A 17,998-nucleotide genomic window follows, 5' to 3' on the forward strand; every position below is an offset into this window, starting at 1 on the left:
GATGGTGCCTGTGCTGCCGCTGTAACAGGTATGACCGGAGTTACACGTGATCCCGGTCGCGCCTCTCGAACGGGTTACCGGAGTACTTCCCCGTTCACATGAACTCGGTCACACGAACGCGTTGCCACGGACGTGTTGACACGGGCGCACTTACAGGGACGCATTCACATAGACGCGCGGAACCCGGGTTCCGATCCGCGTGACGATCTCGTACGCGATCGTGCCGCAGGCCTGCGCCCAGTCCTCGGCGGTGGGCTCACCGCGGTCGCCGGGCCCGAACAGCACGGCCTCGCTGCCCACCTCGGGCTCGTCACCGCCGAGGTCCACCACGAACTGGTCCATGGCCACCCGGCCGGCGACCGTGCGCCACTTGCCGTCGACCAGCACCGGTCCGGTGCCGGAGGCGTGCCGGGGAATGCCGTCCGCGTAGCCCACGGGCACCAGGCCGAGGGTGGTCTCGCCGGGCGTGACGTAGTGGTGGCCGTAGCTGATGCCGTGCCCGCCGGGTACGCGCTTGACCAGGGCCAGCGAGGCGGCGAGCGTCATCACCGGGCGCAGCCCGAAGTCGGCCGGGGTGCCCAGCTCCGGGCTGGGCGAGATGCCGTACAGGGCGATGCCCGCGCGGACCAGGTCGAAGTGGGTCTCGGGCAGGGTGAGGGTGGCGGGCGAGTTGGCGATGTGCCGCACCTCGGGGCGCACGCCCTGCTCCTCGGCGTACGCCAGCATCTCCCGGAACCGGGCGAGCTGGGCGGCGATGGAGGGGTGGCCGGGCTCGTCGGCGCAGGCGAAGTGCGACCACAGCCCGGTGACCTGGACCAGCCCCTCGGCCTCGGCGCGCAGGGACTCGGCGACCAGCTCGGCCCAGTCCGGGCCGGGCTGGCAGCCGTTGCGGCCGAGGCCGGTGTCGGCCTTGAGCTGCACGCGCGCGGCGCGCCCGGCCTCGCGGGCGGCCGCGACGACCTCCCGCAGCGCCCACATGCCGCTCAGCGACACGTCGATGCCGGCCTCGATCGCCTGCCGCCAGGGGCCGCCCGGCACCCACAGCCAGCACAGGATCGGGCCGGGCAGCCCGGCCGCGCGCAGCGCGAGGGCCTCCTCGGGCGTGGCCGTGCCGAGCCAGGTCGCGCCCGCCGCGAGGGCCTCGCGGGCGCACGGCAGCGCCCCGTGGCCGTAGCCGTCGGACTTGACCACGGCCATCAGGGCCGCACCCGGCGTCCGGGCACGCAGGGCACGCACATTGGCCCGCAGGGCGCCCAGATCGATCTCGGCGCGGGCGCGCAGGGGGGCGGTCGGCACAGTCGCAGTCTCACTCATCGCGCCCCCAGTCTCTCAGAGGGCGGAGGGCCGTCAGGGCCCCGGTCGCGGTCTGCTGGAAGCTCAGGTACCCGGCCGTCGCCCCCACACGTAGACGTGGTCGCCCTTCTTGAGCCCGTCCCACAGCTTGCGCGCGTCGGAGAGTTTCAGATTGACGCAGCCCATGGAGCCGACGGTGGTGTAAATGCTGCCGTAGACGGCGTGGAAGGCCTGGCCGCCGTCGAAGAACTGGGCGTACGGCATCGGTTCGTTGTAGAGGGTCGACACGTGGTTCTTGTGCCGCCAGTAGACGGTGTGCCAGCCCTTGCGCGTGACATACCCCTTGCGCCCGCTGCGCATGGGCACCGGCCCGAACACCACCTTGGAGCCCTGCTGCACCCAGGTGAGCTGACGGTCCAGATCGACGCAGGCGACCTTGTACGACCGGACCGGGCACTTCTTGGCCGCGTTCGGGTTCTTCCTCGCCGAGGCGAGCATCATGGTCGACCAGGTGACGGGCCCGGCGAACCCGATGGCGGGCTTGATCTTGTTCTTGATCTGGAACGCCCGGATGGCCTTGCAGTCGGCGGCGGACTGCTTCCCGTCGACCTTCAGCTTCAGCCAGCTCTCCACCTGCCGCTGATAGGGCCCGGCCTGCTTGCTGCACGTCGTCCTGCCGACGGCGTCGGCGAGCGGCACGTACTCGATGAGGTCGTACGTCCCCGGCGCCGCGTCCTTCGGTTCGACGGCGTCCTCCGCCCTGGTCGGCGTGTACACCTTCGGCGGCAACGCCTGGTCGGGCGTGTCGATCTGCCAGGGCTGACCGGGCCCGGGGGCGACACCGGGGACCAGCTCGAGGGCGGCGGGGGCCGAGGGCACGGGGGTGCTGACCGCTGGGGAGGCCACAGCGGTGCCGGCCGCCGGGAGGGCCGTCGCGGTGGCCAGCAGCACCGCGACACTTCGGGAGGCGATTCGTCTGCTGATCATGAGATCAGCCAAGCGTGCGGCTTCGCCGGATCAGCGGTGCCGCGCCGCCGGGGTCACCCGGGGGATGGCCCGCGGGGGGCGCCCGCCGTCGTCGGAGTGCGGGTGCGCGGGGGCTGGTCGCGCCCACGCGGCGGAGCCGCATATCGACAGAGCCCCGCGCCCCCGGGGGAGTTGCGGCCGGCCGCGCCCGGCCACAGCACCGGGGGCACCTCGGGCTTCGCCCGTCGGCTACAGCGCGCGTACGTCCCGCCATGCCTCCGGGATGCGTTCAGCCACGTCATGCGCCCCCACCGGTGCCCCGTTCGCCGCGAAGCGGCCGGCGAGGCCGTGGAGATACGCGGCCGCGCTGCCCGCGTCCAGCGCCGGGAGGCCCGCCGCCAGCAGCGACCCGCCGAGCCCCGAGAGCACGTCACCGCTCCCCGCCGTGGCCAGCCAGGAGGTCCCCGTGGCGTTCACTCGCACGGCCCCGCCCCCGGCGTCGGCGACCAGGGTCGTGGACCCCTTCAACAGCACCGTCGCCCGGTACGCCGCCGCCAGCTCCCGCACCGCGGCCAGCCGGGCCCCCTCGACCTCCTCGCGCCGCACGCCGAGCAGTGCGGCCGCCTCGCCGGCGTGCGGTGTCATCAGCGTCGGTGCCGTACGCCCCCGCACCGCGTCCCGCTCGGCCAGCCGCAGTCCGTCCGCGTCGAGCAGCACCGGCACGTTCGCCGCGAGCACCTCGGCCACGGTCGCGGCGTCGTCCCCGGCGCCCGGCCCGACCACCCAGGCCTGTACCCGCCCCGCCTTCGCCGGTCCCCGGTCGGACACCAGCGTCTCCGGGAAGCGGGCGATGACCGCCTCCTGCGCGGGCCCGACGTACCGTACGGCTCCCGCCCCGCCGCGCAGCGCCCCGGAGACGGCGAGCACGGCGGCGCCGGGATAGCGGGCGGACCCGGCGGCGATGCCGACGACCCCGCGCCGGTACTTGTCGCTCTCCCCGGCGGGCACCGGCAACAGCCGTGCCACGTCGGCGTGTTGCAGGGCCTGCAGCTCGGGCTCGGGGGGCAGCTCGAGACCGATGCCGACGAGCCGTACGACCCCGGCGTACTCCCGCGCCGGATCGATCAGCAGCCCCGGCTTGTACGTCCCGAAGGTCACCGTCAGATCGGCCCGGACCGCGGCCCCCCGCACCTCCCCGGTGTCCGCCTCGACCCCGCTCGGCAGGTCCACGGCCACCACGGCGGCCGGTGACCGCCCGGCGACCCCGGCCAGGGCCTCGGCCTCGGGCCGCAGCCCGCCCTTGCCGCCGATCCCGACGATCCCGTCCACCACGAGGTCGGCCCGCTCGATCAGTCCCTCGGCGGACTCGGCCGCGGCGACCGCGCCTCCGGCCCGCCGCAGCGCGGCCAGCCCGCCCGCGTGCGCCCGTTCGGGCGCGAGGAGTACGGCGGTGACCCCGGCGCCGCGCCGGGCCAGCCGCGCCCCCGCGTACAGCGCGTCCCCGCCGTTGTCGCCGCTGCCGACGAGCAGCACCACCCGGCTGCCGTACACCCGTCCGAGCAACTCGGCGCAGGCCGCGGCCAGTCCCGCGGCGGCCCGCTGCATCAGCGCACCCTCCGGCAGCCGCGCCATCAGCGCCCGTTCGGCCGCCCTTACCGTCTCCACGCTGTACGCACTCCGCATGGCACCGAGTCTGCCCCGCAACGGCCGTGACCCACACCCGGGGCACGAGGCCCGCCCTCCGGGCGGACGACGGGAGGTTGACGACAGGGCCGGTCTAACCCTCGGCGACCACCACGGCCGAGGCCACGCCCGCGTCATGACTGAGCGACACATGCCAGGACCGCACGCCCAGCTCGGCGGCCCGCGCGGCCACGGTGCCCGTCACCCGCAGCCGGGGCTGCCCGTTGTCCACGACGTACACCTCGGCATCGGTCCAGTGCAGCCCGGGGGGTGCCCCCAGCGCCTTCGCCAGCGCCTCCTTGGCGGCGAACCGGGCCGCGAGCGAGGCGATCCCGCGCCGTTCCCCGCTGGGCAGCCACAGCTCCCGCTCGACGAACAGCCGGTCGGCCATCCCGGGCGTCCGTTCCAGCGAGGCGCGAAACCGGTCGATCTCGGCGACGTCGATCCCGACTCCGATGATGCTCATGCCGGGCAGCCTACGGTCGCAGGCCCGGCGGCACCCGCCCACCTGCCGAAACCCGGCTGCCGGGCCGGGCGCGTGCCGTCTAGGCTCCGCCCATGACGTCCCAGGCCTATCTCTCCGAACTCTTCTCGCTGGACGGCCGTGTCGCCGTGGTGACCGGAGGCAGTTCCGGCATCGGCCGGGCCATCGCCGGAGCGCTGGCGCGGGCCGGCGCGAGCGTGGTGGTCGTGGCCCGCGGGAAGGACCAACTGGAGGACACCGTCGGCGAGTTGGCGGCCGAGGGCGGCCGGGCCGGCTGGGTCGCGGCCGATCTGGGCACGCGCGACGGCGTGCGCACGGCGGCCGAGGAGGCGGCCGGTGTCTTCGGTGAGCCGGACATCCTCGTCAACTCCGCCGGGATCAACCTGCGGCCGCCGATGGGCGAGCTGGGCGAGGACGTCTGGGACGCCACCCTGGCCGTGAACCTTCACGCCCCCTTCCTGCTGGGACAGCGGTTCGGGCCCGGCATGGCCGAGCGCGGCTTCGGCCGGATCATCCACATCACCTCCCAGCAGGCCCACCGCGCGTTCGTGCAGAGCGGGGCCTACGGCGTCTCCAAGGGCGCACTGGAGTCGCTGGCCCGCTCGCAGGCCGAGGCCTGGTCGCCGTACGGCGTCACCGTCAACACCCTGGTGCCGGGCTTCGTGATGACGCCGCTCAACCGGCGGCTGTCGTCCGACCCGGAGAAGGTGACCGCCCTGGCCGCCCGCACGATGACCGGCCGCAACGGCCTCGCCGAGGACTTCGAGGGCGCGGCCGTCTTCCTCGCCGGCCGCGCCTCCGCCTACGTCACCGGCCAGTCGATCTTCGTGGACGGCGGCTTCTCGGTCCACTGACAACCGGCACCGGCGGGCCGAGCGGCTACTCCACCGTCACCGACTTGGCCAGGTTCCGCGGCTGATCCACCTCGTTCCCCCTGGCGGTGGCCAACTCGCACGCGAAGACCTGCAGCGGCACCGTCGCCACCAGCGGCTGCAGCAGGGTCGGGGTGGCCGGGATCCGGATCAGGTGGTCGGCGAAGGGGACCACCGCCTCGTCGCCCTCCTCCGCGATCACGATCGTGCGCGCCCCGCGGGCCCGGATCTCCTGGATGTTGGAGACGATCTTGTCGTGCAGGACCGAGCGGCCGCGCGGGGAGGGGACGACGACCACGACCGGCACGTCCTCCTCGATCAGCGCGATCGGGCCGTGCTTCAGCTCGCCGGCCGCGAAGCCCTCGGCGTGCATGTAGGCGAGTTCCTTGAGCTTCAGGGCGCCTTCGAGGGCGACCGGGTAGCCCACGTGCCGGCCGAGGAACAGCACCGTGTTCTTCGACGCCAGGCTCCGGGCCAGCTCGCGCACCGGCTCCATCGTCTCCAGGACCCGCTCGACCTCCACCGAGATCCGGGACAGGTCCTTGATGACCGCCTGGATCTCGTCGCCCCACTTGGTGCCGCGCACCTGGCCCAGGTACAGCGCGACCAGGTAGCAGGCCACCAGCTGGGTCAGGAACGCCTTGGTGGAGGCCACGGCGACCTCCGGGCCCGCGTGCGTGTACAGCACCGCGTCCGACTCGCGCGGGATCGTCGAGCCGTTGGTGTTGCAGATCGCCAGCACCTTGGAGCCCTGCTCGCGGGCGTGCCTGAGGGCCATCAGGGTGTCCATGGTCTCGCCGGACTGGGAGATGGCGATGACCAGGGAGCGACCGTCCAGGATCGGGTCCCGGTAGCGGAACTCGCTCGCCAGCTCCACCTCGCACGGGATGCGCGTCCAGTGCTCGATGGCGTACTTGGCGATCAGGCCGGCGTGGAAGGCCGTACCGCACGCGACGATGACGACCTTGTCGATCTCCCGCAGCTCGGACGGGGAGATGCGGACCTCGTCGAGCGTCAGCGAACCGGAGGGGTCGATACGGCCCAGCAGCGTGTCGGCGACCGCCTTGGGCTGCTCGGCGATCTCCTTGAGCATGAAGTAGTCATAACCGCCCTTTTCCGCGGCGGAGGCGTCCCAGTCCACGTGGTAGCTGCGGACGTCGGCCGGGCGGCCGTCGAAGCCCGTCACCGTCACGCCGTCGCGGCGCAGCTCCACCACCTGGTCCTGCCCCAGCTCGATCGCGGAGCGCGTGTGGGCGATGAACGCGGCGACGTCCGAGGCCAGGAACGCCTCGCCCTCTCCGACGCCCACCACGAGCGGCGAGTTCCGCCGCGCGCCCACGACCATGTCGGGCTCGTCGGCGTGCACCGCGACCAACGTGAACGCGCCCTCCAGCCGCCGGCACACCAGCCGCATGGCCTCCGCGAGGTCCGCGCAGGCGGAGAACTCCTCGGCCAGCAGGTGGGCGACGACCTCGGTGTCCGTCTCGGACGTCAGCTCGTGGCCGCGCTCGGCGAGTTCGGCCCGCAGGACCGCGAAGTTCTCGATGATGCCGTTGTGGACGACGGCGACCCGGCCCGCGTTGTCGAGATGCGGGTGGGCGTTGGCGTCCGTGGGGCCGCCGTGCGTGGCCCAGCGGGTGTGGCCGATGGCCGTCGCCCCCGTCGGCAGCGGCCGTTCGGCCAGCTCCTTCTCCAGATTGACCAGTTTCCCGGCCTTCTTCGCCGCGGCCAGCCCGCCGTCGGCCAGCACGGCGACACCCGCCGAGTCGTAACCCCGGTACTCCAGCCGCTTCAGCCCGGCCATCACGACCTCGAGCCCCGACTGTGCCCCTACGTATCCAACGATTCCGCACATGGGCCGCAGCCTACGGGCCACCTCAGGACGGAAACCGCTTGCGCGTGCCCGGATTCGGAAATTCCCACCGTCATACGAACGGTCGTTCCGGCGGGAACCGGCCCGCGTGACGGAGCCCACCCGCCGTGCCGTTCAAACTCCGTTAACAATGGACTGTGATCTCACCGGTCTCCTCGATGCCCCGGAGCGCCCACCGGCACAGGCCGGAGGCGACTCCCTACGTCGACCTCACCCGCGCCGAGTGGAGCGCGCTGCGCGACAAGACGCCGCTGCCGCTCACCGCAGAGGAGGTGGAGAAGCTGCGCGGTCTGGGCGATGTGATCGACCTGGACGAGGTGCGCGACGTCTACCTCCCGCTCTCCCGGCTCCTCAATCTCTACGTCGGCGCCACGGACGGCCTCAGAGGCGCGCTGAACACCTTCCTCGGCGAGCAGGGCTCCCAGTCCGGCACCCCGTTCGTGATAGGGATCGCCGGGTCCGTGGCCTGCGGCAAGTCCACCGTCGCCCGTCTCCTTCAGGCCCTCCTCTCCCGCTGGCCCGAGCACCCGCGCGTGGAGCGGGTGACCACCGACGGCTTCCTGCTGCCGACCAAGGAGCTGCAGGCCCGCGGCCTGATGTCGCGGAAAGGTTTCCCCGAGTCCTACGACCGCCGGGCCCTGACCCGTTTCGTCGCCGACATCAAGGCGGGGAAGGACGAGGTCACCGCGCCCGTCTACTCCCACCTGATCTACGACATCGTCCCGGACGAGAAGCTCGTCGTCCGCCGGCCCGACATCCTGATCGTCGAGGGCCTCAACGTCCTCCAGCCCGCCCTGCCCGGCAAGGACGGCCGCACCCGGGTCGGTCTCGCCGACTACTTCGACTTCAGCGTGTACGTCGACGCGAACGCCGAGGACGTCGAGCACTGGTACCTCAACCGCTTCAAGAAGCTGCGCCAGACCGCCTTCCAGGACCCGAACTCGTACTTCCGCAAGTACACCCAGGTGTCCGAGGAGGAGGCCCTCGACTACGCCCGCACGCAGTGGCGGACGATCAACAAGCCCAACCTGGTCGAGAACATCGCCCCGACCCGCGGCCGGGCCACCCTTGTGGTCCGCAAGGGCCCGGACCACAAGGTGCAGCGGCTGAGGCTGCGCAAGCTGTGACGCAGGCTGTCGGATGGGCGGCATGCCGCATGTGCGCCCTGATCGCCCCTGCCGAGAAGACGGACGAGGGGGTGCGGCTGATCCACGTCGGCAGGTCCCAGCTCCTGCTGGACCTGCTGGGCATCGTGCCGGCCGGCACGCTCACGCTGCCGGCCCAGAAGTGGCTGTGGGCGAGGCAGCGTGAGCGTACGGCGGGGGCCGGCAGCCTCTAGAACACTCTCTCGCAGTTGACGACGGTGTCGCCGTTGTCGCGGAACACCGTGTCAGAGTCGCCGGTCGGCAGTCGGCTGCCGCAGTCCACGAAGTCGCCCGGGGCGTTGTCCTGCACACCAACCGTGTCGTTGCCAGAACCAGTCGTCACCATGTCGACGCCCGTACCGGCGTCGACGGTGGAGTTGACCGGAGCCATGGAACCGTCGAAGGTGTCGTTCCCGTCACCCAGTTGGACCGCGATGCTGGTGACAACGCCGCAGTCGGCGCTGGTGGGGTCGTTGGGCACTCGGGTGCAACCCGGGCCGATCGCGATGCCCGTGGTGTCGGTGAAGATCAGATGCTTGGTCGTGGAGTCGACTCTGGCCGTGACGTGGTTCGCCACACCGGCGCGCGCCTGGAGCAAAGCCATGCCGAAGAGGCGGAACGCCGTGGAGCCGGGCGTCTGCGCGGCGGCCGGGGTGGCGGCCGAGGTGACGAGAACACCCGCCACCAGGGCCGGACCGACCGCTCGCTTCAAGGTACTGCTCACGATCTTCATGCTGCGTTGTCTCACTTCCGTCGATGGGGGCACGTCACACGGGACGGCCTCGACGGAAGGGATACCGACAGCGGTCGATTACGCATCCTTTATTACGTTCATAGGGTGATCCGCGTCGCACGAAAGGGCGCACCCTTGTGGGACTTCCGGGGCAGGAGACGCTCCCGCCCCGGCCGGATCCCGCCGGCCTAACCCAGCGCTGACTTCACCGCATCGGCCAGCCGCCCGGCCACCGACCGCGCCTGGTCGATGTCGGCCGCCTCGACCATCACCCGCACCAACGGCTCGGTGCCGGACGGCCGGAGCAGCACCCGCCCGGTCTCCCCCAGCTCCCGCTCCGCCTCGGCGACGGCGGCCGCGAGATCGGCCGAGGTCTTCACGCGGGACTTGTCCACGTCCGGCACGTTGATGAGGACCTGCGGCAGCCGCTCCATCACCGACGCCAGTTCGCGCAGGCCGCGCCCGGTCTCGGCGACCCGGGCCGCCAGCAGCAGGCCGGTCAGCGTGCCGTCACCGGTCGTGGCGTGGTCGAGGATGATCACGTGCCCGGACTGCTCGCCGCCGAGGGCGTACCCGTGCTCCTTCATCTCCTCCAGCACATACCGGTCGCCGACGGCGGTCTGCACCAGGTGGATCCCGGCCTTCTCCATCGCCAGCTTGAAGCCCAGGTTGGACATCACGGTGGCGACGACCGTGTCGGCCCGCAGCTCGGAGCGCTCCCGCATGGCCAGCGCCAGCACGGAGAGGATCTGGTCGCCGTCGACCTCCTCGCCCGTGTGGTCCACGGCCAGGCACCGGTCGGCGTCGCCGTCGTGCGCGATGCCGAGGTCCGCGCGGTGCTCGACCACCGCGGCCTTCAGCTTCTCGAGGTGGGTCGAGCCGCAGCCGTCGTTGATGTTGAGCCCGTCCGGCTCCGCGCCGATCGTGACGACCTCGGCGCCCGCCCGGGAGAACGCCTCCGGCGAGACCCCCGAGGCCGCGCCGTGCGCTTCGTCCAGGACGATCTTCAGGCCGTCCAGCCGGTTGGGAAGCACCGACAGGAGATGGGCGACGTACTGCTCGAAGCCCTCGTCGTACGACCGCACGCGGCCCACGCCCGCGCCCGTCGGCCGCTCCCACGGCTCGCCGTGCCGGTGCGACTCGTAGACCGCCTCGATCCGGTCCTCCAGTTCGTCGGCGAGCTTGTGGCCGCCGCGGGCGAAGAACTTGATGCCGTTGTCCGGCATGGCGTTGTGACTGGCGGAGAGCATCACGCCCAGGTCGGCACCGAGCGCGCCGGTGAGATGTGCCACCGCGGGCGTCGGCAGCACCCCGACGCACAGCACGTCCACGCCGGCGCTGGCCAGGCCCGCGACCACGGCCGCCTGAAGGAACTCCCCGGACGCCCGCGGGTCCCGGCCGACCACCGCCGTCGGCCTGTGGCCCTCGAAGGTGCCCGCCTCGGCCAGCACGTGGGCCGCCGCAACGGACAGGCCGAGCGCCATCTCGGCCGTCAGGTCCGCGTTGGCGACCCCGCGCACGCCGTCCGTCCCGAAGAGTCGTCCCACTGTTCCTCCATCCGATCGCACAAGCCTTTGAGCACCTGAGCGTCTTGTGTCGTTATACGCCCTCGGCCGGGATAAACGAACGCCCCGACGGCACACGTGGCGTGCCGCCGGGGCGTTCGGAGTACGAGCAGGCGACGCTTAGCGCTTGCTGTACTGCGGAGCCTTGCGGGCCTTCTTCAGACCGGCCTTCTTGCGCTCGACCGCACGGTCGTCGCGCTTGAGGAAGCCGGCCTTCTTCAGCGGGCCGCGGTTGTTGTCGACGTCGGCCTCGTTCAGCGCACGGGCGACACCGAGGCGGAGCGCACCGGCCTGACCGGAGACACCGCCACCCGCGATGCGGGCGATGACGTCGTAACGGCCCTCGAGCTCGAGCACCTTGAAGGGCTCGTTGACTTCCTGCTGGTGCACCTTGTTCGGGAAGTAGTCCTCGAGGGTGCGACCGTTGATCTTCCACTTGCCGGTGCCCGGAACGATCCGGACGCGGGCAATGGCGTTCTTGCGGCGGCCCAGGCCGGCGGCGGGCTGGGGCTCACCGAAGCGCGAGGCGAGGGACTCGGAGGTGTACTCACCCTCCACCGGAACCTCGGACTCGGTGGTGTAGCTGTCGATGTCAAGCTCTTCGAGCGGCTGCTCGGCAGTGGTCTCGGCCACGATTCTCCTCAGATTCTCTTCAGTCTTAGGGGGTGGCCGGACTTACTGCGCGACCTGGGTGATCTCGAACGGCACCGGCTGCTGGGCAGCGTGCGGGTGCTGGTCACCCTTGTAGACCTTCAGCTTCGAGAGCATCTGACGGCCCAGGGAGTTCTTGGGGAGCATGCCCTTGACGGCCTTCTCGATGGCCTTCTCGGGGTTCTTGTCGAGGAGCTCGTCGTAGCGGACGGAGCGCAGACCACCCGGGTAGCCGGAGTGGCGGTACGCCATCTTCTGGGTCCGCTTGTTGCCGGACAGGTGCACCTTGTCGGCGTTGATGATGATGACGAAGTCACCAGCGTCGACATGCGGCGCGTAGATCGGCTTGTGCTTGCCCCTCAGAAGGGTCGCTGCGGTGGTGGCGAGACGGCCCAGGACAACGTCCTGAGCGTCGATGACGTGCCACTGGCGCGTCACATCGCCGGGCTTGGGGCTGTACGTACGCACGGTTCGTAGCCTTCGCTTCGAGTGAATGGTCCTGAACAGGTCACCGAAACGATCACGACAGCCTGGACCGCACGGCGGCGACGCATACCGCGTAGTGGGGTCGCTGGTCATCGGCCCGGTGGACCGGTGTAAGGGCCCGTCCCGTGAGAATGAGCAAGCCAATACACAACGAACAAGCAGGATACCGGGGTCGTCGGTGAGGGTCAAAACGAGCGACCGGCGTGCTCACCCTCTTCCCCCGTCTAAGATGCGCCCCATGAGTTACGGGCAGGGGGGACCCCAGTCTCAGTGGGATCCCTGGAAACCGCATTCCCAGCAGTCCTCCTGGAACAGCGGGGGTGACGACGGGACCCCGGACTGGGCGGCGCTCGCCGAGGCCTCGGAGACCCGCAACAAGCGCCGCAAGCTGCTCTTCGTCGCCGGCGGCGCGGTCGCCACGGTCGCTGTCGGCACGGCGGTCGCCATGGCCGTCGTCTCCGCGAACAGCGGCAACGACGCCCACGGCACGCCCACGAACCTGCCCGCGAGCGCCTCGGTGCCCAGCGGCTCGGCCACGCCGTCCTTCGCGCCGACCAGCGCCCCGCCGCCGCTGGACCCGAAGGACTTCATATCCAGCGCCAAGAAGGACACCGCCCCGCTCAGCGCCGACACCCTCTTCCCGGGCACCCAGCTGACCATGGGCGACACGGTGTACAAGAAGGGCGCCACGGCCGACACCACGAACTGCGCCTCCGCCGCCGACGCCAACCTGCCGAAGATCCTCGGCGCGAACCACTGCACCCGCCTGATCCGCGTGACCTACACCGACGGCGGCGTCGCGATCACCGTCGGCGTCGCCGTCTTCGACGACCAGGCGACGGCCACGAAGGTCAGGAAGCAGGCCGCCAAGCACGCCATGGTGCGCTCCCTGCCCGGCAAGGGCGTCAAGAACTTCTGCGACTCCGCGGTCTGCCTGACGACCACGAATTCCGTCGGCCGCTACGCCTACTTCACCACCGGCGGCTTCCTCAACGGCAAGAACGTCACCAACAAGGACACGAAGGTCTTCTCCGCCGGTAACGACCTCCAGCAGTTCACCTTCAACCAGATCTACCGCCGCGGCCAGACCCAGGCGTCCGCGGCGGCGAACCGGTAGGTCAGCAGCACCCCGCCGACGGGAGCGAGCGCTTGTTGCGCGCCTCCTTGCTGCGTGCGGCCAGCAGCTCGTCGGCGGGGTAGCCGACCTCCTCCAGGGTCAGCCCGTGCGGCCGTACGACATGGACGGCGGAGTCCCGCACCCCCGCGGCCAGCACCTTCCCGGGCCACTCGGGCCCGCGGTGCCCGTCGCCGACGAACAGCAGCGCGCCGATCAGCGAGCGCACCATGTTGTGGCAGAACGCGTCGGCGCGCACGGTGGCCGTGATGATCCCGTCGGACCCGCGCGCGAGGCTCAGCTCCTGCAGGGTGCGGATCGTGGTGGCCCCTTCCCGCTTCTTGCAGTACGCGGCGAAGTCGTGCTCGCCGAGCAGCGCCCGCGCGGCCTCGTTCATGGCGTCCACGTCGAGGGGCCAGTCGTGCCAGAGCACATGGCCCCGCAGGAGGGGGTCCACTCCCCCGGGGTTGTCCGTCACCCGGTAGGCGTAGCGCCGCCAGATCGCCGAGAACCGGGCGTCGAAGCCGCTGGGAGCGTCCCGGAGGGCCCACACCCGTACGTCCTTGGGCAGGCGCCCCGCGAGCCGCTTGAGCAGCTTCTCGTGGTGCTCCCGCCAGACCCCCTCGGGCAGGTCCACGTGCGCCACCTGCCCCCGCGCATGCACCCCGGCGTCGGTGCGTCCGGCGACGGTCAGCTCGTACGTCTCCCGGGACCGGGTGACGGTCCGCAGCGCGTCCTCGATCTCCCCCTGCACGGTCCGCCTGCCGCCGGCCTGCTTGGCCCAGCCATGGAAGGCGGTGCCGTCGTAGGAGAGGTCGAGGCGGACACGGACATGACCGGGCTGTACTTCACTCACCCTTGGATCCTCTCAGGTACGCGAAAGCGGGCCCGCCCCGAAGGGCGGACCCGCTCAGCTCAAGGCAGAGCCTCAGGCCTCCGACGACTCCTCGGCAGCGGCCTCCTCGGCCGGAGCCTCGGTGGTCTCCGCAGCCTTGGCCTCGTCGGCCTCCTTGACCGCACGCTTGGTGGCGGCCTCGGCCTCACCCACGGCCTTCTGCTGCACCGTCAGCGCCTCGACCAGCTCGATGACGGCCATGGGCGCGTTGTCGCCACGGCGGTTACCGATCTTGGTGATGCGGGTGTAGCCACCCGGACGGTTCTCGTAACGCGGGCCGATCTCGGTGAAGAGCGTGTGGACGATGCTCTTGTCCGTGATGACCTGGAGCACCTGACGGCGGTTGTGAAGGTCGCCCTTCTTCGCCTTGGTGATCAGACGCTCGGCGTACGGGCGCAGGCGGCGGGCCTTCGCCTCGGTGGTGGTGATACGGCCGTGCTCGAAGAGGCTCTTCGCCAGGTTCGCGAGGAGCAGCTTCTCGTGCGCGGCGCTGCCGCCCAGACGGGCACCCTTGGTGGGCTTCGGCATTGTTCTTCTCCTGTGTGTCTGCCCCGGCCGTGTCAGGTACCGGGGTCAGGAACCCGATGAGCGGATGCTCACCGGCTGCGACCGATCAGTACTGCTCGGTCTCCACGAAACCCGCGTCCGCGTCGTCGTCGGCGCCGAAGGCGTCGGCAGCGGCCGTGGGGTCGAATCCGGGCGGGCTGTCCTTCAGGGCCAGGCCCATGCCGGCCAGCTTCGCCTTGACCTCGTCGATGGACTTCGCACCGAAGTTGCGGATGTCCAGCAGGTCGGCCTCGGAGCGGGCGACGAGCTCACCCACGGAGTGGATGCCCTCACGCTTGAGGCAGTTGTAGGAGCGGACCGTGAGCTCCAGCTCCTCGATCGGCAGCGCGAGGTCGGCGGCCAGGGCGGCGTCCGTGGGGGACGGGCCCATGTCGATGCCCTCGGCGTCGATGTTCAGCTCGCGGGCGAGACCGAACAGCTCGACCAGGGTCTTACCGGCGGAGGCCATGGCGTCACGGGGACGCATCGCCTGCTTGGTCTCGACGTCGACGATCAGCTTGTCGAAGTCGGTGCGCTGCTCGACACGCGTGGCCTCGACCTTGTACGTGACCTTCAGCACCGGCGAGTAGATGGAGTCGACCGGGATACGGCCGATCTCCTGGCCCACCTGCTTGTTCTGCACGGCGGAGACATAACCGCGGCCGCGCTCGACCGTCAGCTCCATCTCCAGCTTGCCCTTGCCGTTGAGCGTGGCGAGGACGAGGTCGGGGTTGTGCACCTCGACACCGGCCGGGGGCGCGATGTCGGCGGCGGTGACCAGACCCGGGCCCTGCTTGCGCAGGTACATCACGACCGGCTCGTCGTGCTCCGAGGAGACGACCAGCTGCTTGATGTTGAGGATCAGGTCGGTGACGTCCTCCTTGACGCCCGGCACGGTGGTGAACTCGTGCAGGACGCCGTCGATGCGGATGCTGGTGACAGCAGCGCCGGGGATCGACGACAGGAGGGTGCGGCGGAGGGAGTTGCCGAGGGTGTAGCCGAAGCCCGGCTCCAGCGGCTCGATCACGAACCGGGAGCGGAACTCGTCGACGACCTCTTCGGTCAACGAGGGACGCTGAGCGATCAGCATGTGTGGATCAGATCCTTCATTCGTGGACGCCCGCTATTTGACGCCCGACGGAAACCGCACCGCGAGAAGTGCGGGTACTGCAAGGGTACGGGCGGTACGACCCGAAGGAGCCGCACCGCCCGGAAACCCTGAGCCAGACGAAGGCCGTGCGTCAGACGCGGCGGCGCTTCGGCGGACGGCAGCCGTTGTGCGGGGTCGGGGTGACGTCCTGGATGGAGCCGACCTCGAGGCCCGTGGCCTGCAGGGAGCGGATCGCGGTCTCACGACCGGAGCCCGGGCCCTTGACGAACACGTCGACCTTGCGCATGCCGTGCTCCTGGGCGCGGCGGGCGGCCGACTCGGCGGCCATCTGCGCGGCGAACGGCGTGGACTTCCGGGAGCCCTTGAAGCCGACGTGGCCGGCGGAGGCCCAGGAGATCACGTTGCCGGACGGGTCCGTGATGGAGACGATCGTGTTGTTGAACGTGCTCTTGATGTGCGCGTGGCCGTGAGCGACGTTCTTCTTTTCCTTGCGGCGCACCTTCTTGGCAGCGCCCTGACGTCCCTTGGGGGGCATCTACTAACTCCTACGGGAGGTGGTCGGTCCTACAGCGAAGACCGTGGACAGGTGTCCGCTGCGGACTACTTCTTGCCCGGCTTCTTCTTGCCGGCGATGGCGCGACGCGGGCCCTTGCGGGTGCGGGCGTTGGTGCTGGTGCGCTGACCGCGGACGGGCAGACCGCGACGGTGACGCAGACCCTGGTAGCAGCCGATCTCGACCTTGCGGCGGATGTCGGCCTGGATCTCGCGACGGAGGTCACCCTCGGTCTTGATGTTGTTGTCGACGTACTCACGAATCGCGACGAGCTGCTCCTCGGAGAGGTCGCGAACGCGGGTGTTCGGGTCGACGCCGGTCGCAGCCAGCGTCTCCTTCGAGAGGGTCCGGCCGATGCCGAACACGTAGGTCAGGGCGACCTCCACGCGCTTTTCGCGCGGGATGTCAACACCGGAAACGCGTGCCATTCAATGGCTCCTGGTGATCTTCGGAGGTCTTCCGCAGAACCGGCTCCCGGCCGCCGTACGAGGTACGAACCGGGTCCCCGGCCTCCGAACCGGGGGTGTCGAGCTGGTGGGCTCGGGTTCTGCGTATGAACATATTCAGCTCGCGTCGCGCGAATCTCTGCGATAGAGGTGCAGAGGGTTACGGTCGTGCGTCAGCCCTGGCGCTGCTTGTGGCGCGGGTTCTCGCAGATGACCATGACCCGACCGTGACGGCGGATCACCCTGCACTTGTCGCAGATCTTCTTGACGCTCGGCTTGACCTTCATTGGATTGAGGTTCTCCGGGTCAGTGCCACCACCCCGCGGAAGCGGGATGCGGGCAAGATCTACTTGTAGCGGTAGACGATCCGGCCACGCGTCAGGTCGTACGGAGACAGCTCCACCACGACCCGGTCGTCAGGGAGGATGCGGATGTAGTGCATACGCATCTTGCCGCTGATGTGTGCCAGGACCTGGTGACCGTTCTGGAGCTCGACCTTGAACATAGCGTTCGGAAGAGACTCGACGACAGTGCCCTCGATCTCGATGGCACCTTGCTTCTTGGCCACGCTTCGCCCTTCGAATCGACTACCTTGACCGGCTTTCGTCCACTCGCAAGCACGCAGGCATGAGGGTGCACGAGAGCCGACGAGTCAGTCTACGTCGGCCCACCGGGAAAGGCGAATCGAGAGAGTCTGCCCCACCCGGGAGATCACTAACCGAGCGGATCGGGCGCGGCCGTGATGCCGTACTCGGCGAGCTTCGCCTTGCCGCCGTCCGGCGCCGTCAGGACCAGGGGGCCCTCCGCGGTCAGGGCGACCGAGTGCTCCCAGTGGGAGGACCATGTGCCGTCCGTCGTGATGACCGTCCAGTCATCGGACAGGACCTCCGTGCGGGGGGTGCCGAGGGAGACCATCGGCTCGATCGCGAGGCAGAAGCCGGGCACCAGCTTGGGGCCCTTGCCGCGGCGCCGGTCGACGTAGTTCAGCAGATGCGGGTCCATGTGCATCTCGGTGCCGATGCCGTGGCCGCCGTAGTCCTCGATGATGCCGTAGCGACCGCCGCCGGGCTTGGGCTGGCGGCGGATGTACGTCTCGATCGCCCGGGAGACGTCGACCAGACGGGCGCCCTGCTTCATGGCCGCGATGCCGGCCCACATCGACTCCTCGGTCACCCGGGAGAGCTCGATCAGCTCCGGTGCGTGACCGGAGCCCACGAAGGCCGTGTAGGCCGCGTCGCCGTGCCAGCCGTCCACGATCGCGCCGCAGTCGATGGAGATGATGTCGCCGTCCTTGAGGACGACGTCGTCGGAGGGGATGCCGTGCACGACCACGTCGTTCACCGAGGTGCAGATGGTCGCGGGGAAGCCGCCGTAGCCCAGGAAGTTCGACTTGGCGCCGTGCTCGGCGAGGACCTTGCGGGCGACCTCGTCCAGGTCCTTGGTGGAGGCGCCGGGCACCGCGGCCTCGCGGGTGGCCGCGTGGATGGCGGCGACGACCAGGCCCGCCGCACGCATCTTCGCGATCTGCTCGGGCGTCTTGATCTGCACCATGGGGGGCCTGCGCTCTCCGTCACTCACATCG

21 protein-coding genes are annotated in these 17,998 nt (G+C 70.5%); 4 read left to right on the forward strand and 17 right to left on the reverse strand.

Annotated features, from left to right (window positions below; all coding sequences use genetic code 11):
* Positions 1-150 precede the first annotated feature (150 nt).
* From alr to ACFYZB_RS17960, 4 genes are all read right to left on the reverse strand, one after another.
* A complete protein-coding gene (alr, locus tag ACFYZB_RS17945) occupies positions 151-1,314 on the reverse strand; it encodes an alanine racemase (RefSeq protein ID WP_351210446.1) in 1,164 nt (387 codons plus the stop codon).
* A 63-nt stretch (positions 1,315-1,377) separates the two neighbouring features.
* Complete coding sequence (locus tag ACFYZB_RS17950; RefSeq protein WP_388759350.1) at positions 1,378-2,280, reverse strand: L,D-transpeptidase; 903 nt, start codon at positions 2,278-2,280, stop codon at positions 1,378-1,380.
* A 228-nt stretch (positions 2,281-2,508) separates the two neighbouring features.
* On the reverse strand, positions 2,509-3,942 hold the full coding sequence (locus tag ACFYZB_RS17955) for an NAD(P)H-hydrate dehydratase (RefSeq protein WP_388759352.1): 1,434 nt from the start codon (positions 3,940-3,942) through the stop codon (positions 2,509-2,511).
* Positions 3,943-4,036: 94 nt separating this feature from the next.
* Positions 4,037-4,408, reverse strand: coding sequence for a holo-ACP synthase (locus ACFYZB_RS17960; RefSeq protein ID WP_351210440.1), 372 nt, complete (start codon positions 4,406-4,408; stop codon positions 4,037-4,039).
* A 92-nt stretch (positions 4,409-4,500) separates the two neighbouring features.
* Between ACFYZB_RS17960 and ACFYZB_RS17965 the strand changes: the two genes are divergently transcribed.
* On the forward strand, positions 4,501-5,280 hold the full coding sequence (locus ACFYZB_RS17965; protein ID WP_388759354.1) for an SDR family NAD(P)-dependent oxidoreductase: 780 nt from the start codon (positions 4,501-4,503) through the stop codon (positions 5,278-5,280).
* Between the two features lie 25 nt (positions 5,281-5,305).
* Here ACFYZB_RS17965 and glmS read toward each other — a convergent pair whose 3' ends face one another.
* The gene (gene glmS, locus ACFYZB_RS17970) at positions 5,306-7,153 is read right to left on the reverse strand and encodes a glutamine--fructose-6-phosphate transaminase (isomerizing) (protein ID WP_388759356.1); all 1,848 of its coding nucleotides are present in this window, start codon (positions 7,151-7,153) and stop codon (positions 5,306-5,308) included.
* 176 nt (positions 7,154-7,329) lie between these two features.
* On the opposite strand from glmS, the gene coaA reads away from it, so the two are divergent.
* Both coaA and ACFYZB_RS17980 read left to right on the forward strand, forming a co-directional pair.
* On the forward strand, positions 7,330-8,298 hold the full coding sequence (coaA, locus tag ACFYZB_RS17975; protein WP_388759508.1) for a type I pantothenate kinase: 969 nt from the start codon (positions 7,330-7,332) through the stop codon (positions 8,296-8,298).
* Positions 8,295-8,510, forward strand: a complete 216-nt coding sequence (locus ACFYZB_RS17980; protein WP_388759519.1) for a hypothetical protein — start codon at positions 8,295-8,297, stop codon at positions 8,508-8,510. The genes coaA and ACFYZB_RS17980 overlap by 4 nt, the downstream gene beginning before the upstream one ends.
* Here the strand turns inward: ACFYZB_RS17980 and ACFYZB_RS17985 are convergent.
* The 4 genes from ACFYZB_RS17985 to rplM form a co-directional block, all read right to left on the reverse strand.
* A complete protein-coding gene (locus tag ACFYZB_RS17985) occupies positions 8,507-9,040 on the reverse strand; it encodes a hypothetical protein (RefSeq protein WP_388759358.1) in 534 nt (177 codons plus the stop codon). The genes ACFYZB_RS17980 and ACFYZB_RS17985 overlap by 4 nt on opposite strands.
* A 197-nt stretch (positions 9,041-9,237) precedes the next feature.
* Entirely contained in the window at positions 9,238-10,596 is a 1,359-nt protein-coding gene (gene glmM, locus ACFYZB_RS17990) for a phosphoglucosamine mutase (protein WP_388759360.1), read from the reverse strand.
* 138 nt (positions 10,597-10,734) lie between these two features.
* On the reverse strand, positions 10,735-11,247 hold the full coding sequence (gene rpsI / locus ACFYZB_RS17995) for a 30S ribosomal protein S9 (RefSeq protein WP_103812805.1): 513 nt from the start codon (positions 11,245-11,247) through the stop codon (positions 10,735-10,737).
* A 42-nt stretch (positions 11,248-11,289) separates the two neighbouring features.
* A complete protein-coding gene (gene rplM, locus ACFYZB_RS18000) occupies positions 11,290-11,733 on the reverse strand; it encodes a 50S ribosomal protein L13 (RefSeq protein ID WP_014674395.1) in 444 nt (147 codons plus the stop codon).
* Positions 11,734-11,989: 256 nt separating this feature from the next.
* Here rplM and ACFYZB_RS18005 point away from each other — a divergent pair, with 256 nt between their 5' ends.
* Complete coding sequence (locus ACFYZB_RS18005; RefSeq protein WP_351210427.1) at positions 11,990-12,868, forward strand: hypothetical protein; 879 nt, start codon at positions 11,990-11,992, stop codon at positions 12,866-12,868.
* A gap of 1 nt (position 12,869) precedes the next feature.
* Here the strand turns inward: ACFYZB_RS18005 and truA are convergent, their stop codons facing one another.
* From truA to map, 8 genes are all read right to left on the reverse strand, one after another.
* Positions 12,870-13,721, reverse strand: a complete 852-nt coding sequence (gene truA, locus ACFYZB_RS18010; RefSeq protein WP_351210425.1) for a tRNA pseudouridine(38-40) synthase TruA — start codon at positions 13,719-13,721, stop codon at positions 12,870-12,872.
* A 72-nt stretch (positions 13,722-13,793) separates the two neighbouring features.
* Entirely contained in the window at positions 13,794-14,288 is a 495-nt protein-coding gene (gene rplQ / locus ACFYZB_RS18015) for a 50S ribosomal protein L17 (RefSeq protein ID WP_351210423.1), read from the reverse strand.
* 85 nt (positions 14,289-14,373) lie between these two features.
* Complete coding sequence (locus ACFYZB_RS18020; RefSeq protein WP_003966937.1) at positions 14,374-15,396, reverse strand: DNA-directed RNA polymerase subunit alpha; 1,023 nt, start codon at positions 15,394-15,396, stop codon at positions 14,374-14,376.
* A 151-nt stretch (positions 15,397-15,547) separates the two neighbouring features.
* Positions 15,548-15,952 (reverse strand): 30S ribosomal protein S11, encoded by a 405-nt coding sequence (gene rpsK / locus ACFYZB_RS18025; RefSeq protein ID WP_003956432.1) that lies wholly within the window; start codon positions 15,950-15,952, stop codon positions 15,548-15,550.
* A gap of 65 nt (positions 15,953-16,017) precedes the next feature.
* On the reverse strand, positions 16,018-16,398 hold the full coding sequence (rpsM, locus tag ACFYZB_RS18030; protein ID WP_009300593.1) for a 30S ribosomal protein S13: 381 nt from the start codon (positions 16,396-16,398) through the stop codon (positions 16,018-16,020).
* A gap of 191 nt (positions 16,399-16,589) precedes the next feature.
* A complete protein-coding gene (rpmJ, locus tag ACFYZB_RS18035) occupies positions 16,590-16,703 on the reverse strand; it encodes a 50S ribosomal protein L36 (protein WP_003998809.1) in 114 nt (37 codons plus the stop codon).
* 59 nt (positions 16,704-16,762) lie between these two features.
* Entirely contained in the window at positions 16,763-16,984 is a 222-nt protein-coding gene (gene infA, locus ACFYZB_RS18040) for a translation initiation factor IF-1 (protein WP_003948620.1), read from the reverse strand.
* Between the two features lie 146 nt (positions 16,985-17,130).
* Complete coding sequence (gene map, locus ACFYZB_RS18045; RefSeq protein WP_351214461.1) at positions 17,131-17,967, reverse strand: type I methionyl aminopeptidase; 837 nt, start codon at positions 17,965-17,967, stop codon at positions 17,131-17,133.
* Between the last annotated feature and the right edge of the window lie 31 nt (positions 17,968-17,998).

Source organism: Streptomyces sp. NPDC001852, assembly GCF_042891825.1.
Lineage (GTDB): Bacteria > Actinomycetota > Actinomycetes > Streptomycetales > Streptomycetaceae > Streptomyces.

Excerpts from the sequence above, each read along its gene's own strand:
- ACFYZB_RS17965 (WP_388759354.1), top strand. The coding sequence starts at position 4,501 with ATGACGTCCCAGGCCTATCTCTCCGAACTCTTCTCGCTGGACGGCCGT.
- ACFYZB_RS17955 (WP_388759352.1), bottom strand. The coding sequence starts at position 3,942 with ATGCGGAGTGCGTACAGCGTGGAGACGGTAAGGGCGGCCGAACGGGCG.
- rpsM (WP_009300593.1), bottom strand. The coding sequence starts at position 16,398 with ATGGCACGCGTTTCCGGTGTTGACATCCCGCGCGAAAAGCGCGTGGAG.
- ACFYZB_RS17950 (WP_388759350.1), bottom strand. The coding sequence starts at position 2,280 with ATGATCAGCAGACGAATCGCCTCCCGAAGTGTCGCGGTGCTGCTGGCC.
- rpmJ (WP_003998809.1), bottom strand. The coding sequence starts at position 16,703 with ATGAAGGTCAAGCCGAGCGTCAAGAAGATCTGCGACAAGTGCAGGGTG.
- coaA (WP_388759508.1), top strand. The coding sequence starts at position 7,330 with ATGCCCCGGAGCGCCCACCGGCACAGGCCGGAGGCGACTCCCTACGTC.
- map (WP_351214461.1), bottom strand. The coding sequence starts at position 17,967 with ATGGTGCAGATCAAGACGCCCGAGCAGATCGCGAAGATGCGTGCGGCG.
- glmS (WP_388759356.1), bottom strand. The coding sequence starts at position 7,153 with ATGTGCGGAATCGTTGGATACGTAGGGGCACAGTCGGGGCTCGAGGTC.
- ACFYZB_RS18020 (WP_003966937.1), bottom strand. The coding sequence starts at position 15,396 with ATGCTGATCGCTCAGCGTCCCTCGTTGACCGAAGAGGTCGTCGACGAG.
- ACFYZB_RS18005 (WP_351210427.1), top strand. The coding sequence starts at position 11,990 with ATGAGTTACGGGCAGGGGGGACCCCAGTCTCAGTGGGATCCCTGGAAA.
- alr (WP_351210446.1), bottom strand. The coding sequence starts at position 1,314 with ATGAGTGAGACTGCGACTGTGCCGACCGCCCCCCTGCGCGCCCGCGCC.
- rplQ (WP_351210423.1), bottom strand. The coding sequence starts at position 14,288 with ATGCCGAAGCCCACCAAGGGTGCCCGTCTGGGCGGCAGCGCCGCGCAC.
- ACFYZB_RS17960 (WP_351210440.1), bottom strand. The coding sequence starts at position 4,408 with ATGAGCATCATCGGAGTCGGGATCGACGTCGCCGAGATCGACCGGTTT.
- rpsK (WP_003956432.1), bottom strand. The coding sequence starts at position 15,952 with ATGCCCCCCAAGGGACGTCAGGGCGCTGCCAAGAAGGTGCGCCGCAAG.